The sequence below is a fragment of the Mitsuaria sp. 7 genome, from assembly GCF_001653795.1.
GTDB lineage: Bacteria > Pseudomonadota > Gammaproteobacteria > Burkholderiales > Burkholderiaceae_C > Roseateles.
This window is the reverse complement of sequence record NZ_CP011514.1, coordinates 5,384,121-5,399,866: the sequence shown is the minus strand read 5'-3', so window position 1 is coordinate 5,399,866 and position 15,746 is coordinate 5,384,121. Positions and strand designations below refer to the sequence as shown.

The following is a 15,746-nucleotide window of genomic DNA, read 5'->3' as shown; positions in this document are numbered from 1 at the left end:
TCAGCGCCCGCTGGCTGGCGAGGCTTGCACCGGCGGCTTCGCCGGCGCGGGCTGTGACGCGGAGGGCGTCGCCGCCTTTTCCAGCGAGCCCGGGGCAGCGCCGGCCCACAGCCGCTTCAACCGTCCCAGCTCTTCGTCGTAGAGCTTGTTGACACGCACGATCTCGGCCTTCTGGTTGTCGATCGACTCGCGCTGCGCGGCGGCGGAGGCGTCGTTCATGTCGAGCTGGTGCTGCAGCTTCATCGGCATCCGCTTGCCCTTGTAGAACTCGGCGTCATCGAGCATCGGCTTGCGCTCGTTCGCCAGCACCTGCAGGCGCTTCTCGGACTGCTGCATCGCTTCGCGGATATCGTCGAGCGCCGCCTCGCGCGCGCGCTGATGGGCGGCCTGATCGGCATAACGCTGCAGCAGGTTGCGGTCGCGTCGGATCGCATCCTGCTGGGCGGCGCGCTGGACTTCCTCCATGCGCTTGCGCTGTTCGGCGACCGCCTGCTCCTCGGGCGACATCGCCGGGGGCTGCATCCTGCGGACCGAGCCGTCGGAGTTCAGCACGCGCTGTTCACGTGACTGGCATTCCGCGATCGGGCGATCCGACGTCAACCGGCGACCGTCAGGCGTCGTGCAGGTGTAGATGTTGGGCGGGGGCGGCGCCTTCGTCTGCGCCCAGGCAGCGCCCCCCAGCCCGCCGGTCAGCAACAGCAGACCGGACAGCGTCGACCCCGCGATCGGTCGGGACAGCAGACGGCGTGAGAGGGAAGCGCTCATCAGACTCCGTAGCGATCTCTGTAGGCATGGACCGCCGTCGCATGGGCGGACACGGCGGTGCTGCTGGTGGTCTGCAGATACCGGAGCAGATCGGACAACCCCGCGATGGCAACGACCGGCAGCTTCAACTGGTCACGCACGTACTGTACCGCCGACCAGGGAAGATCCTGGCCGTTCTCGGCCGCCTTCTCCTGGCGATCCAGCGCGATGGTGACGCCGCAGGGCGTGGCGCCTGCGGCCTGGATCATCGCAATCGATTCGCGCACCGAGGTACCGGCCGAGATGACGTCGTCGATGATCAGCACGCGACCCTGCACCTTGGCGCCGACCAGCGTGCCGCCCTCGCCATGGTCCTTCGCCTCCTTGCGGTTGTAGGCGAACGGCTTGTTGTGGCCCAGCCGCGCCAGCTCGATCGCGACCGCCGCCGCCAGGGTGATGCCCTTGTAGGCGGGGCCGAAGATCATGTCGAACTCGACGCCCGAAGCCAGCAACCGCTGCGCGTAGAACTGCGCCAGCCGACCGATCTTGAGGCCGTCGTCGAACAGGCCGGCGTTGAAGAAATACGGGCTGAGACGCCCCGCCTTGGTCTTGAACTCACCGAAGCGCAGCACGCCGGTGTCGACGGCGAAGGCGACGAATTCCTGGGCCAGGGCGTCGTGGGAATCCTGGCTTGAAACCTTGCTGGAGGCGGCGGTGGTCATGGCGGCGCGACGTCGGAACGTGACAGTGAAACTGGGCCGGAATTGTAGGGCGCGGGGTGACGCGGCAAGCGGCGATCCGTCTGCGGAGTGTCGCCGCAATCCGGTATGGTCCGCCCTCGGCAACACCCCTGGACACACCTTCGCGACACCCGTCATCAAGAGAGAGGAATCGACATGCTGGTGCCCACCTTCTGGGCCGAGGGCCGTGCGCGGCATCGGGCTGGCGACAGGCAGCGGACGATCCGGCGTTTCGGCTGGTCCGACCTGAGCCAGGACGATGCACAACGCCACGCCGACGAACGTGCCGCCGAGGCGATGGCCCGCGCACAGGCCGGCGAGCAGGTCGAGCCGCGCGACCGCAAGACGCCGTATGGCGAAGCGGGCCTGCCGATCCGCGAGGAGATCCTCGCCCGCCACGGCGACAGCGTCATCACGCGCAACGCCTACGGCGCGCATTGCCTGAACACGCCCTCGACGCTGTTCATCGATGTCGACGTGCCGGACTCGGCGCTGCCGCCCAAGGTGTCGGGCGGCATCTTCCTGGCGGTGGTGGTCGGCCTGCAACTGGCTGTCTGGGGCCGCGGCGTCGGATGGCACATGGGCGCGCTGCTGGTGTCGCTGGTCCTGGCGGCATTCGTCCGGTCCTCGATCGACCGGTTGAACCGGCGCTACGACCGTACGCCGGCGCTGCTGACACGGCAGCGCGTCGACGCCTTCATCGCCGCGCACGCCGACTGGCGCATCCGGCTGTACGAGACGCCTGCGGGGTTCCGGCTGCTGATCACGCACCAGCCCTTCGATCCGGCGGATCCGCTGGCCCAGGCGGCCATGACCGCGGCGGGCGCGGACCCGCTGTACCAGCGCATGTCGCTTGCTCAGCGATGCTTCCGCGCGCGCCTGACCGGCAAGCCCTGGCGCATGGGCATCGACCGTCACATGACGCCCCGCCCGGGCACCTGGCCGATCAATCCGGCCCGACTGGCGGACCGCCGCGCGTGGTCCGACGCGTATGACCTCCGCTCGCGGGACTTCGCCGCCTGTCGCTTCATCACGGAGTCCGGCTCGGCGGCGGAACACCCCGAGGTCACGCCGGTGCGGGCGCTGCACGACGAGCTGAGCCGCGCGTTGAGCGCCTTGCCCGTCGCCTGAACCACGGCAGGCCGGAGTCACCCACCGGGCCTGCGCCGCGACCATGAAAAAGGCCCGCTCGAAAGCGGGCCTCGTCGGTCCTCAGGATCCGTCCGCGATCAGAAGATCGCCTTGAACTGGACGCCGTAGGTGCGCGGGTCGTTGATGAAGCCGGTGTTGTTGTTGAAGTCGATCGCGCCGGTCACACGGATCTGGTTCGTGATGTTGCGGGCGAAGCCGGCGACTTCATACTTGCCGTTGCTCCAGATGTAGCCCACGCGCAGACCGCCTTCGGTCAGCGACTTGCCGGTGAACTCCTTGGCCTCGTACAGGAAGAAGTTGACCTTCGAGCGGTAGGCCCAGTCGGTGTAGATGTAGAACTCGTTGCCGGCCGCGGTCGGGATCGAATAACGCGCGGTCAGGTTGGCGACCCACTTGGGCGCGTTCGGCAGCGGATTGCCGTCGATGCTGTAGTTGGTCGTCGAGCCCGCCACCAGCGGATCCGTCATCGTGCAACCGCCGCCGCAAGCCGGCAGCGACAGGGTGTTGTCACGGATCTTGGTGTTGTTCAGGCTGCCGCCCAGGGTGATCAGCAGCTGATCGACCGGCAGGACTTCCAGGTTCAGCTCGACGCCGTTGCCTTCCGCCTTCTTGGCGTTCAGCAGACGGTTGGCGTTGTTCTGGCCGCCGACGGCGGTCAGCTGCAGGTCCTTCACGGTGTAGGTGAAGGCGCTGGCCGACAGGCGCGCGCGACGATCCCAGAAGTCCGACTTCACGCCCACTTCATAGGACGTGACGTTCTCCGGCGCGGCCTGCGACTGGCCGGCGAAGCGCGATGCCCCCTGCACCGACGAGGCACGGAAGCCGGTGGCCACGCGCGCATACAGGTTGGTGTCCTTGGTGACCTTGTAGGTGCCGGACACGTCCCAGTTCCACTTCGAGTCGCCGGTGTTGGCGGTGACACCAGTGGAGGTGTTCAGGTCGGTGTAGTCGCTGGAGACCTTCACGTCCTTCTTGTCGTGCGTGAAGCGCAGGCCGCCACGCAGCTGGAAGTCCTGCGTGACCGCGTAGTTCACCGAGCCGAAGGCCGCCCACGCGGTGTTCTTCTGATAGGTGTCCACATAGCCGGCAGCGGCGCCGGTCGCCGTCGTGTAGTCGGTGCTGCGCGCGGTGTAGCGCTCGTCGAAGAAGTACAGGCCGCCTTGCCAGCGCAGCGGGCCGGCGCCGGCGGATTCCACGCGGAACTCCTGCGTGATCTGGCGATGGCCGTCCATCGAGCTCGACGATTCAGCCGGGAAGGTCGCCTGGCCTTCCTGCGTGTAGGGCTTGGGACCGAAGTACTGGAAGCCGCCGTCCACGTCGCCGCGGCTGAAGGGGCGCACCGACTCGTAGCCGGTGATCGAGTACAGGTTGATCGCGCCCAGGCCCCAGCGCAGACGCGCGCTGCCGCCGGTGGCGTGCAGGGTCTGCTCGTTGACGCCGTCGGTGTAGGCCTTCTCGGGATCGAAGCCGTCGACCAGGTCGTTGGTGCCGGTCTTGATGATCGACGAGCGGAACACGCGCGCGCTGCCCTTCAGATCGCGGCCGTGGAAGTTGAACAGCGCGCTGAAATCCTTGTGCGGCTGGTACAGCGCCTGCAGGCGCAGAGCGCGGTCGTCGTAGCCCTCGAGCTCGCCGGTCTTGCCGGTGGGCACCTGGTTCTTGACCCAGTCGTCGCGATGCTGGATCTGCGCGGAGATGCGGGCCGCCCAGTCGCCGGTCAGCGGCACGTTGGCGGCGCCTTCCAGGTTCATCGTGCCGTAGGTGCCGTAGGAGACGTTCAGGTAGCCTTCCTGGCGCTGCGAGGGCTTCACCGAATCGAACTTCACGACGCCGGCCGGCGTGTTGCGGCCGTAGAGCGTGCCCTGCGGGCCCGCCACCACTTCGACGGCGGCCAGGTCGAAGGCCGGGAAGCCCTTCAGGATCGGGTTCTCCTGGACCACGTCGTCATACACCAGCGAGACCGGCTGCGAGGCGTTCAGGCGGAAGTCGGTGTTGCCGTAGCCGCGGATGTAGAAACGCGGGAAGGCGCGACCGAAGGACGATTCGATGTTCAGGCTGGGCACGCGGCCCGACAGGAAGCGCACGTCCTGGCCGGCGGAGTTCAGCACGTCCAGCTTCTCGCCGGAGATCTTGGTGACCGCGTTCGGCACTTCCTTGATGTTCTCGACCCGGCGCTCGGCGGTGATGGTCACCGTCTCCAGCTGGCCCTTTTCCTTGGTGGCGGCATCGGTCTGGGCGTCCTGCGCCAGCGCGGGCCAGGCGAGCAAGGCCAGCGACACGGCCGCGGCGGCCTCGCGCAGGGCCGGGGCGGCAGCGCGCTGGGTGGCGAATCGATTCATGGGGGAGTACTCCGGGGAAGGATGGGAAACCGGGGGTACCGGCTGCGACACCGATGGGTAAACCGGGGTCACAGGCAGCAAAAATGTGGGCGCGGGTCGGCGCGGTGGACGCGAATCTAGCAAGTTCGTCATAAAGACGTCACCCCAGGCACCACGGAGGTGCGTTTTCTGTTGCCCAAATACTGCACCTGCTCGCGTGTCGCCCGAATGAGCGTGGACGGCGCAGGGAGCGGCCGCTACGTGGTGCATGGCCCCCTCGACGGTGGGAGGTCCCTCCCCCATTGCTGCCAACTTCGGAACGAGGCTTTGCGATACTGCCGCCCTCTTCCAGGGTCACCCGTCCACCGCCCATGCGCTTCATCACCCTCAACCTCAACGGCATCCGCTCGGCCGCCACCAAGGGCGTCTTCGACTGGCTGCCGGCTCAGCAGGCCGACGTGGTCGGCGTCCAGGAACTCAAGGCGCAGGCCGACGTGGTCGAGTCCCAGTTCGCGGGCTACGACACCCTCACCGGCCACTTCCACTACGCGCAGAAGAAGGGCTACTCCGGCGTCGGTCTCTACACGAAGGAGACCCCCAGCGACGTGATCGTCGGCTTCGGCAGCAGCGAGTTCGACAACGAAGGCCGCTGGATCGAGAAGCGCTTCGACAAGCCGGGACGCAAGCTCAGCCTGATCAGCTGCTACTTCCCCAGCGGCTCCAGCGGCGAGGAGCGCCAGGCCGCGAAGTTCCGCTTCCTGGCGGAGATGTACCCCTACCTGATGGCCCTGCGCGCGGAGCGCGAGTTCATCCTCGTGGCCGACGTCAACATCGCCCACAAGGAGATCGACCTGAAGAACTGGAAGGGCAACAAGAAGAACAGCGGCTTCCTGCCCGAGGAGCGCGACTGGATGACGCGCCTGCTCGAGAAGGACATCGGCCTCGTCGACGTCTTCCGCGTCCTCAACGACAAGCCCGACCAATACACGTGGTGGAGCAACCGCGGCCAGGCCTGGGCGAAGAACGTGGGCTGGCGCCTGGACTACCACCTGGCCACGCCCGGCATGGCCCACCTGGCCACGCGCGAAGCGATCTATCTGGACCAGCGCTTCAGCGACCACGCGCCGCTCACCATCGACTACGACTTCAAGTTCTGAGTCCGGAACTCGTTCTCTGACTGCGCCAGCCGGCGCTGCCGGTGCCCCTCGCCGCTCAATCGCCTCCTCACGCTCGGCATTCGCTCTGAGGGGCACCGGCAGCGCCGGCTTCGGAGCATGGACTCAGTCGACCTTTGCGCCGGAGACCTTCACGACCTTGGCCCACTTGGTCGTCTCGCGGGCGATGAGCGCTGCGAATTCGGCGCTCGTGCCGCCGCCGGCGACCGCGCCTTGCGCGGCCAGACGCTCCTTGAGCGTCGGCGTGGCCAGGGCCTTCGCCACTTCCCGCTGCACGCGCGCGACCTGATCCGCCGGCTGCGTGATCGGCGCCAGCAGCCCGAACCACGACGAGGCCTCGAAGCCTTTCAGCTCCGGCACGCCGCTTTCGGCGATCGTCGGCAGGTCGGGCAAGGCTTCGCTGCGCTTCGCGCTGGTCACCGCGATCGCCTTGAGCTTGCCGGACTTGATGTGCGGCAGCGCCGAGGGCAGGTTGTCGAACATCAGGTCCATGTTCCCGCCCATCAGGTCCAGCAGCGCCGGGCCCGAACCGCGGTAGGGGAAATGGATCATGTAGGTGCCCGTCAGGCTCTTGAACAGCTCCCCCGCCAGGTGGATCGACGTGCCGTTGCCGCTGGAGCACATGTTGAGCTTGCCCGGATTGGCCTTGGCGACTCGCGCCAGGTCGGCCACGCTGTTGATGCCGTACTTCTGCGCGTTCGCCGGATTCATCACCAGCACGTTGGGCACGGCCGCGACCAGCGTGATCGGCGCGAAGTCCTTGACCGGATCGAAGGGCATCTTCGGATACAGCGACTGGTTGATCGCGTGCGTGCCCACGGTGCCCATCAGCAGCGAGTGCCCGTCGGTCGCATGGGCGACGTCGGCCGAGCCGGTGTTGCCGCCCGCGCCGGGCTTGTTCTCGACGATGACCGGCTGGCCGAGCGCCTTCTGCAGCTCCGGCGCCATGGCGCGCGCCATCAGGTCGGTGGTGCCGGCCGGCGGGAAGGGCACGACGATGCGCAGCGGGCGCGACGGCCAGGCCGATTGCGCGCGGACGAGTTCCGGCAGCCAGACAGTGGACGACAGCGCGAGCAGCGCGCGACGGTTCAGGCTCATGGGGCGTCTCCGGTGTTGTGATCTTGGCCGCCCCAGTATGGGCGACTAGTCCGCCCCGGGCACCTCGGGTGACTCCGGACCCAGGATGGTCTGGAGCTGCACGCGCTCCGAGCTGCAGGCGGCGTCGAAGTCGGCCTCGATCTGGATCAGCGCCTGGGCGTCGCCGGCCGCGACCGTGACGATGCCGCGCGCGCGATTGCGGCCTTGCGACTTGGCCGTGTAGAGCGCCATGTCGGCCCAGTTGACGGCCTGCTCCCAGTGCAGCGCGAGCTGCGCCGGCGGCAGCGGGAAATGCGCGAAGCCGATGGAGCAGGTCACCCGCAGCGGCCCCGCCGCCGTCTGCACCGGCTCCCCGCCGACGATGAACAGGACGCGCTCGGCCAGCAGCTGCAGCTGGTCCGGCGCGACGTTGCGCGCGAAGACCAGGAACTCCTCGCCGCCCCAGCGCACCACCAGGTCCTCCGCCCGCACCGCCTGCGCGATGCGCCGCGAGACCTCGATGATCACGGCGTCGCCGGCGGCGTGACCGTGGCGATCGTTGACGTGCTTGAAGTGATCGATGTCGATCATCAGCAGCGCGCCGGTGAACACGTCCTTCGCATGGCGGTCCATGACCGCGAGGAAGTGGCGGCGGTTGGCCAGGTCCGTCAGCGGATCGCGCTCGCTCGCCGCGCGCAGCAGGCTCTGGTTGACCTTGAGCCTGCGGTTGGCCTCGCGCACCCGCGCCAGCATCACGCCCATGAGGATCAGCGACAGCCCCAGCAGCGCCGCCAGCCCGACGCCGACGTACTGCGCCAGCCGGCGGTTGCCGAGCTCGCGGCCCTTGAGCGTCTGCTCCCGGCGCAGCAGCTCCAGGTCGCGCTGCTTGGCCTCGCTGTCGTACTTCAGGCGCAGCTGCTGCAACGAGGACTCGCGGTTGCGGCGCGCCGTGTCCGCGCTGAGCGCGCGCTCCTCGTGATAGAGCCGCAGCGCTTCCTTGGCCTGGCCGACCTTGGCGTAGGCCTCGCCCAGTTCCCGCAGCTGCAGCGCACGGCGCACGGGATCGAAGTCGCCCTGCGCCATCTCGAGGACGCGCGCGATCTCGCGCCGCGCCGGCTCGAACTGGCGCTGCTGCACCAGCGCCACCGACAGGTTGTGCCGCAGCGTGCGCTCGACCGTCTGGTCGTTGTAGAACTGCACGACCGGCAGCGCCAGCCGCGCGAGCTGCACCGCCTTGGCGGACTGGTCGGTGTGGATGTAGGCGTCGAGCAGGTTGTTCTGCAGCAGCGCCACGTCGCGCCGACCGCCCGCCTGCTCGGCAAGTCGCAGCGCATCTTCCAGCGCGGACAGCTGGGCCGGCCGGTCCCCGCGCCGGGACGCGACCATCGACTCGACCATCTTCGCGCGGCTCATCGCCGAGACATCGCCTTGCGCGAGCTGCCAGGCCTGCGCCAGCCACTGCTGGGCCGCCGGGGACTCGTCCCGCACCTGGCTGTTGACGGCCAGCGATCCCATCATCGTGCCGGTCACGCTGTGGTCCTGGATCGCCTGCGCCAGCGACAGCGCCCGCCGCAACGAGGTCTCGGCGAAGGCGTACTCGCCGCGCGCCCCCTGCGCCCGGGCGATCAGCCTCAAGGCCTGGATCATCACGCGCGCATCGCAGCCGGGCGGAATCGCCGGCGTCGACGGCGTCCCTGCGGCCGGACAGGCCGGCGCCAGCTCATCCAGCGCCAGTTGCGCCATCTCGCCCGAGCGGCCGGTCTGCCCCTGCCGATCCTGCAATTCGGCCAGCAGCATGCGCGACAGCGGCCGCCCGCCCGGCCGCGCCTCCAGCTCGCGGGCGATGCGCCGCACGTCGTCGGGACGCCCGGCCTGGACCGCGTTGCGGCCCAGCGTGTACTCGATGTGGAGACGATGCGGCGCATGCGACGGCTCCGCGAGCAGCGCGCGCAACTGCTGCGCCGCCTTCTCCGGCTCGTTGTAGCCGAAGCGGTCCAGCTGCGCGAGCTGGGCATCCAGCGCGCGATCGGGGATCTCCGCGAGCGCCAGGGTCGCGCCCAGGCCCAGCAGGGCGGCCGTCCAGACAGACCGCAGGCAGTCGCGCACGCGGGTCCTCATGCGCGCGGCTCCTGCGTCGGCCCGAGCAGGCTCACCAGCTGCACCTGGCCCTGGTGCCAGGCGGACTCGATGCGCCCGGCCAGCGCGAGCAGCTGATCGCGGTCGCGCGCCTGCATCGCCGCCACGCCGTAGGCCTTGTTGCGACCGTGCGCCTTGGCCATGTACATCACGGTGTCGACGAGGTCGATGGCGCGCTCCCACTCCAGGGTCAGGTCTTGCGGCGCCATCGGGAAGCTGGCAAAGCCGATGGACGCGCTGATCGGGATGCGCAGCGACCCGTGGTCGACCGGCTGCCCGCCCATCTGGTCCAGCAGCCGCTGGCCGAGCTGGCGCGCGTCCTCGGTCGCCTCGGAGTTCACCAGGATGAGGAATTCCTCGCCGCCCCAGCGGACGACCAGGTCCTGCTCGCGCAACACGCCGCTCAGGCGGCGGGCGACCTCGACCAGCACGGTGTCGCCGGCCGCATGGCCCCATTGGTCGTTGATGCGCTTGAAGTGGTCGATGTCGATCAGGAACAGGCTGCCGCGCAGTCCGCCCTCGCGGGTGCGCAAGGCGATGGCCTGCTGGAAGTGGCGCCGGTTGGCGAGCCCCGTCAGCGGGTCGCGCTCGCTCTGCACGCGCAGCGATTCGTTGGTCTGCGCCAGCGCCGCGTTCGTGCGGCGGATGCGCCGGTAGGCCAGCGCCAGCAGCGCGCCGGACAGCAGCACGCAGCCGCCGACCTCCGCCCACAGCTTGAGCTGCAGGTCGCGGGTGCGGATCTGCTCGGCCTTGAGGCTGTTGTCCTGGTTGAGCAGCCGGATCTCGCGCTGGCGCTGCTGGTCCTCGAAGCGCGCCTGCGCTTCCAGCACCGCCTTGCGGGTCTCGTCGCGCAGCACCTCGTCGAATTCCTTGCGCGATTGATGGAAGGCCGCGACCGCGCCGGGCAGGTCGTCGAACTTCTCCAGGTAGATGCCCAGCTCCAGCCAGGACTCCGCCGTGTAGCTGCCGGCCTCGCGCTGCGCGTCCATCGTGATGGCCTGCAGCACGTCGCGCTTGCCCTCTTCCAGCTTGCGCAGGCCGATCTTGGCGATGCCCGTGTTGTGCCGGGCCAGGATCTCGGTCGAGATGTCGCCGCTCTCGTGCGCGAGGGCCAGGCTTTGCGTCGAGAGGTCCAGCGCGCGCGCGTAGTTGCCGGTGCGCAGCTCGTAGTCCGCCAGGTTGCCCAGGGCCAGCGCCTGCAGGCCCTGGGCCTGGGCCTCGCGGGCGTACTGCAGCGCCTGCTCGCGGGCCTGCTGGCTGAACTTCGGATCCTCGTCCTGCGAGTACACGATGCCCAGGATCGTGTGGACCAGGTACAGCAGCACCGGGTCGGGATCCTGCTGCGCGGCCTGCAAGGCCTCGCGCGCGGTGCGCTTGGCATGGTCGATCTGCTGGCTGCGGTAGTAGTTGAAGGCGAGGGTCGCCTCGGTGGCCGCCGCGCGCCATCGCGACTCCATCGCGCGCGCCTGGTCCAGCGCCTTCAGCCCGCTCTCGACCGCCGCATCGACCTCGCCGTAGTCGCCCTGGATGTAGGCGCGCAGCTCGGTGGCACGCCACATCAGGCGCCGGTCGGCCGTGGCGGCGTCCATGTCGGACAGGCCGGCCAGCAGTCGCACGCCGGCGCCCAGCTCGCCGTTCGCCTTCAGCCACTGCGCGCGCGCCAGCATCAGCGCCAGCGGGATCTGACTCCGCGTGGGCGAGGCCTCGGGCCAGGCCTTGAGCTGCTCGAGCGCCGCCTCATGGCCGCTGCGGTCGCGCAGCTGCGCGAGCAGGGCCGCGCGCTGGCTCAGCGCTTCCAGCCGCTCCGCGCTGCCCACCGCGGCGCGCGCCTCGATGGCCTGCAGTTCCCGCACATGCTCTCGGGGATGGGCCTGGCCGACGCGCTCCTGCTGTTCGAGTTCCGCCTGCAGCGCGCGGTCCTGCACCGCCGCGCCGGCTGACGCTGCGGACGCGCGCGACCCGGCGCCGTCACCCGGACCGCAACCCGACAGCAACGGCAGCACGAGGCTCAATGCGAGCGCCAGGGCCGCGGCGCGGGGTTCCGAGGGCGTGGAGGGCATGAAGGCCGTGGGTCAGTCCGTGCGGCCGCGCCGGAGCAGCGCATGCAGCAGGATCGCGCCGAACGTGGCAGTTCCGATGCCACCCAGGGTAAACGCACCCAGCTTCAACGTGAAGTCGCCCGTGCCGATCACCAGCGTGATCGCGGCGACCATCAGGTTGCGCGGGTCGCGGAAGTCGACCTGATGGTCCACCCAGATGCGGGCGCCCGCGATCGCGATCAGGCCGAACACGACGATGCTGACGCCGCCCATCACCGCCAGCGGGATGGCCTGGATCAGCGCGCCGAACTTCGGCGAGAAGCCCAGCGCCAGCGCCATCAGCGCCGCGAACACGAAGACCGCCGTCGAATAGATGCGGGTCGCGGCCATGACGCCGATGTTCTCGGCGTAGGTCGTGACGCCGGTTCCGCCGACCGCGCCGCTGGCGATCGTCGCGAGGCCGTCGCCGATGAAGGCGCGACCGAGGAAAGGCGTCATGTCGCGCCCTGTCATCGCACCGACCGCCTTCAGGTGGCCGAGGTTCTCCGCGACCAGGATGAGCGCGACCGGCGCGATCATCAGCATCGCCGCGCCGTCGAACACCGGCGCGTGGAACTGCGGCAGACCGATCCACGCCGCCGCCGCGACCTTCGACAGGTCGATCGGCGCGCCCAGACCGAATCCGTTGGTCAGCAGCGCATAGATCAGGCTGGCCTGGATCAGGCCGGCGAGGATCAGCAGGCGCTGCAGCATGCCGCGCGCGAAGACCGCGACCACGGCGACGCTGACGAAGGTCGCCGCCTGCATCCAGGCGTCGAAGGGCGTCGGCGCCATGTTCTTGATCGGCACCGACGCGAGGTTGAGCCCGATCACCGCCACCACCGCGCCGGTCACGACCGGGGGCATCAGCTTCTCGACCCAGCCGCTGCCGGTGGCCGACACCAGCAGGCCGATGACGGTGTACAGCACGCCGCAGGCGATGATGCCGCCCAGCGCCAGCGGCAGGTTGGGATTGGGACCGCTGCCGGCATAGCCGGTCGCGGCGATGACCACGCCGATGAACGCGAAGCTCGAGCCCAGGTAGCTCGGCACGCGGCCGCCGGTGAGGAAGAAGAACAGCAGCGTGCCCACGCCGCTCATCAGCACGGCGACGTTGGGATCGAAGCCCATCAGCAGCGGCGCCAGCACGGTGGCGCCGAACATGGCGATCACATGTTGCAGGCCGAGCGCCGCGGTCTGCGGCCAGGACAGGCGTTCATCGGGAGCAATCGCCTTCTCGGGGCCGACGGTCACGGGCCGCCAGCGCATCAACCACGCCATGGACTTACCTCAATGGGACAAGCCGTCGAGTGTAAGGAGCGCTCATGGCATCGCCACTCCGGCTTATCCCGTGACCGGGTGGGGCCACGGCAGCGGATAGACGGCTGGACCGGTGAGGCGGGCGAGGGGCGGCCTCAGCCCCAGGCTCAGAACAGCACCATGTCGTGGTTGCGTCGCGGCAGCTGCTTCAGCAGCCGGCGCCACGAGACCCAGGCACGCCAGAGTGCGCCGCCGAACAGAAGGCTGAGGATCAGCAGGATGGTCATGGTCGACTCCTCGAAGGTCAGGGAAAGATGCCGCGACATGAAGCGCGAGCGACTTCGCACGAGCGTGCGAAATTGGTGGAAGCAATGAGGCCGGCGCGGTTCATGGGCGACGGCCTCAGGCGGGGGAAGCGGGGGCGCTCGTGACCAGCGCCGGCGCCATCAGGCGGCGATAGCTGGTCCAGGCCCGATCGACGGCGTCCGGCGTGCGCAGGAAGCGCACCTCACGGACCAGCGCGGTGAACAGGCCGTCGAGCTCGAAGATCAGCTGATCGAGGTCGGCGTCGGCGCGCAACTGACCCGCGTCCTGCGCCTGGACCAGCGTGCGCCGCAGCGTCGAGCGCCAGCGGCGGACGCCGTCCAGCAGATGGTCGCGCATGGCTTCATCGCGGTCGTCGTACTCGAAGGCACCGGCGACGTACAGGCAGTTGCCGTGCGGACCCTCGACGCGGTTCAACCACGCACGCACCATCGCGTCCATCCGCGGCAGGCCGCGCGGTTCGCGCAGCGCCGGCAGGATGACCTCCTGCTGGAAGATCTTCTCGAACGCATCCAGCACCGCGGTCTGCAAGGCCTCGCGCGAGCCGATGCGCGAGAACACGCCGCTCTTGGACAGGTTCAGCCGCTTGGCCACCTCACCGATCGACAGGCTGTCCAGGCCGTCCAGGCGCGCCATCTCCAGCGCGACATCGACGATGGCGCTCTGCGTCAGCTCACTGCGGGCGGTCTTTGCTTCCATGCGCCACAATTTAGCACGGTCGTGCGAAGTTCGCTGATCCCCTCGATGGCGGGGACGGTAGATGGGTTATTCGTCGACCCTGTCGGCGGCACCGGAGGCATCAGGGATGCCTGAGCCCTCGTCGCCCTCCGCGCCCTCGACGGCGGCATCGGCCTCACCCGCCGGCGGACGACCCCGGCGCGGGGTGGGCGAGAGCGCCGGCTTGATGCCGCGACGCTTGAGCGCCTCGCGCAGCAGCAGCTCGATCTGCGCGTTGGAGGAACGCAGTTCGATCGCGGCCAGCCGCTCGATCTCCTCCCACAACGCCGGATCGAGGCGCAGTGGAAACTGCTTCTTGCCGGGACTGCCCATCGCTGCGTCGCTCCGTCGTCAGCGCCCGGGGCGGCGGTGTGGCGCGCGCGGTCTCTGACGAGCGCCGGGCGTCGCCGGAGGCAGCGACGATGAGAACGACATCGACGCACGCCCGGGCAGGCGGAAAGTCCGCAGCACCACGCCCACCCAGGCGACCATGCCGACGACCCACAGCACCCCGCCCGCGATGGGGGCCTCGGCGGGCAGCGGCCAATGCATCACCGAGGCCAGCGTCATCACGGTGGATCCCGCCTGCGCCAGGACGATCAGCAGCCCCAGCGGCCACAACAGGCGGCCCAGCGTGGCGAGCGTCGACGCGCGGCGCTCCGGCGCCATCCAGTAGTCCTTGTTCGGCATGTTCAGCGCGCCGGTGAAGTGCCGGGCGATGAGGGCCACGCCCCAGGTGCACATGGCCGGCACGAGCACTCCCATGCCGAGCGAGATCGCCAGATAGGCGTCCCGGCTCCAGGCCTTGCCCCCGTGGGACGGATCCACCACGATGGCTGGCAACGAGTCGGCGGACAGCAGGATGAACGAGAGGTGCGCGCTCCATGACGCGAGGAACAGGGCCCGCCACGGGCTCCAGCCGCCGCCCTTCGGGGGGGTGACCGCCGCCGAGGAGCTGCCGCCCGATGGGGTGCCCGTTGTTGAGCGCGGTGTCGTGCGTGGTGTCGTGCGTGGTGTGGCACGTGGTGTCGTGGCCATGCCTGCTCCCTGGCCGCGCTCAGTTGTAGAGCGTGCCCGCGTTGATGATCGGCTGCGTGTCCTTGTCGGAGCACAGCACCACCAGCAGGTTGGACACCATCGCGGCCTTGCGCTCGTCGTCGAGCTGCACGATCTCGCGTTCGCTCAGTCCCTTGAGGGCTTCCTCGACCATGCTGACCGCGCCGTGCACGATCTTCTTGCGGGCGCTGATGATGGCCTCGGCCTGCTGCCGGCGCAGCATCACCTGCGCGATCTCGGGCGCATAGGCCAGGTGGGTCAGCATGGCCGTCTCGACGCTGACACCTGCGGGCTGCAGACGCACGGCCAGTTCGTCGATCATCGCGGCCATCACCTCGTCGGCACCGGCGCGCAGCGTGATCTCCTGGCTGTCGATGTCGTCGCCCTCGTCGTAGGCGAACTGCGAGGCGACGTGCCGGATCGCGGCCTCGGCCTGGATGCTGACGTACTGCTCGAAGTCGTCGACCTCGAACACCGCGCGCGCCGTGTCCTGGACGCGCCAGACCACGGCCGCGCCGATCTCGACCGGATTGCCGCGCTTGTCGTTGACCTTCAGCGTGGGGGCGTCCAGGTTGCGCGCGCGCAGCGAGAGGCGGCGCTTGGCCATGAACAGCGGGATCGTCCAGCGCAGCCCGGAGACGCGGTCGGTGCCGACATAGCGGCCGAAGAGCGTCAGCAGGCGCGCCTCGTTGGGCTGCTGGATGTAGAGCCCCGACAGCAGGATCAGACCCGCCAGGATCAGCGTCAGCTGCATCAGGTCGATCGCCTCGTGGCGGAACGCGATGACGCGCCAGACCGCGAAGGCCAGCAGGCCCAGGCCGATCAGCAGCGCGGCGTAGCCATTGGCCGTCCCGGCGCGGCGCTCCATCGTCGGCGTCGCAGCGGCGCGCGACGAGGGGGTCTTCGGGACTGCGGTCGTGCTCATCACCAACTCCTCCAAAAAGGTGATATCACTTTAAGCCCCGGACA

General features: G+C 69.2%; 13 protein-coding genes. 2 read left to right on the top strand and 11 right to left on the bottom strand.

Annotated elements, in window-relative coordinates:
* Positions 1 to 765 carry a hypothetical protein gene (locus ABE85_RS23715; protein ID WP_157522835.1) on the bottom strand — a complete coding sequence of 255 codons (765 nt, stop codon included), beginning with the start codon at positions 763 to 765 and terminating at the stop codon, positions 1 to 3.
* Positions 765 to 1,466 carry an orotate phosphoribosyltransferase gene (gene pyrE, locus ABE85_RS23710; RefSeq protein WP_067280635.1) on the bottom strand — a complete coding sequence of 234 codons (702 nt, stop codon included), beginning with the start codon at positions 1,464 to 1,466 and terminating at the stop codon, positions 765 to 767. The genes ABE85_RS23715 and pyrE overlap by 1 nt, the downstream gene beginning before the upstream one ends.
* 174 nt (positions 1,467 to 1,640) lie before the next feature.
* Here pyrE and ABE85_RS23705 point away from each other — a divergent pair, with 174 nt between their 5' ends.
* Positions 1,641 to 2,615, top strand: coding sequence for a hypothetical protein (locus ABE85_RS23705; protein WP_067280633.1), 975 nt, complete (start codon positions 1,641 to 1,643; stop codon positions 2,613 to 2,615).
* Between the two features lie 98 nt (positions 2,616 to 2,713).
* Here ABE85_RS23705 and ABE85_RS23700 read toward each other — a convergent pair whose 3' ends face one another.
* The gene (locus ABE85_RS23700; RefSeq protein ID WP_067280630.1) at positions 2,714 to 4,975 is read right to left on the bottom strand and encodes a TonB-dependent receptor; all 2,262 of its coding nucleotides are present in this window, start codon (positions 4,973 to 4,975) and stop codon (positions 2,714 to 2,716) included.
* A gap of 350 nt (positions 4,976 to 5,325) precedes the next feature.
* Between ABE85_RS23700 and ABE85_RS23695 the strand changes: the two genes are divergently transcribed.
* Positions 5,326 to 6,111: an exodeoxyribonuclease III gene (locus ABE85_RS23695; RefSeq protein WP_067280627.1), complete on the top strand. Its 786-nt coding sequence runs from the start codon at positions 5,326 to 5,328 to the stop codon at positions 6,109 to 6,111.
* 123 nt (positions 6,112 to 6,234) lie between these two features.
* Here the strand turns inward: ABE85_RS23695 and ABE85_RS23690 are convergent, their stop codons facing one another.
* The 8 genes from ABE85_RS23690 to ABE85_RS23655 form a co-directional block, all read right to left on the bottom strand.
* Positions 6,235 to 7,227: a tripartite tricarboxylate transporter substrate binding protein gene (locus tag ABE85_RS23690; protein WP_082938897.1), complete on the bottom strand. Its 993-nt coding sequence runs from the start codon at positions 7,225 to 7,227 to the stop codon at positions 6,235 to 6,237.
* Positions 7,228 to 7,272: 45 nt separating this feature from the next.
* Positions 7,273 to 9,324: a GGDEF domain-containing protein gene (locus ABE85_RS23685; protein WP_067280625.1), complete on the bottom strand. Its 2,052-nt coding sequence runs from the start codon at positions 9,322 to 9,324 to the stop codon at positions 7,273 to 7,275.
* A complete protein-coding gene (locus ABE85_RS23680) occupies positions 9,321 to 11,402 on the bottom strand; it encodes a GGDEF domain-containing protein (RefSeq protein ID WP_157522832.1) in 2,082 nt (693 codons plus the stop codon). The genes ABE85_RS23685 and ABE85_RS23680 overlap by 4 nt, the downstream gene beginning before the upstream one ends.
* Before the next feature lie 12 nt (positions 11,403 to 11,414).
* Complete coding sequence (locus ABE85_RS23675; protein ID WP_067280617.1) at positions 11,415 to 12,701, bottom strand: solute carrier family 23 protein; 1,287 nt, start codon at positions 12,699 to 12,701, stop codon at positions 11,415 to 11,417.
* A gap of 381 nt (positions 12,702 to 13,082) precedes the next feature.
* Positions 13,083 to 13,703, bottom strand: a complete 621-nt coding sequence (locus ABE85_RS23670; protein ID WP_067280613.1) for a TetR/AcrR family transcriptional regulator — start codon at positions 13,701 to 13,703, stop codon at positions 13,083 to 13,085.
* Between the two features lie 66 nt (positions 13,704 to 13,769).
* A complete protein-coding gene (locus tag ABE85_RS23665) occupies positions 13,770 to 14,054 on the bottom strand; it encodes a hypothetical protein (RefSeq protein WP_197507411.1) in 285 nt (94 codons plus the stop codon).
* An 18-nt stretch (positions 14,055 to 14,072) separates the two neighbouring features.
* On the bottom strand, positions 14,073 to 14,759 hold the full coding sequence (locus ABE85_RS23660; RefSeq protein WP_157522829.1) for a hypothetical protein: 687 nt from the start codon (positions 14,757 to 14,759) through the stop codon (positions 14,073 to 14,075).
* Between the two features lie 19 nt (positions 14,760 to 14,778).
* A complete protein-coding gene (locus ABE85_RS23655; protein ID WP_067280600.1) occupies positions 14,779 to 15,702 on the bottom strand; it encodes an SPFH domain-containing protein in 924 nt (307 codons plus the stop codon).
* Between the last annotated feature and the right edge of the window lie 44 nt (positions 15,703 to 15,746).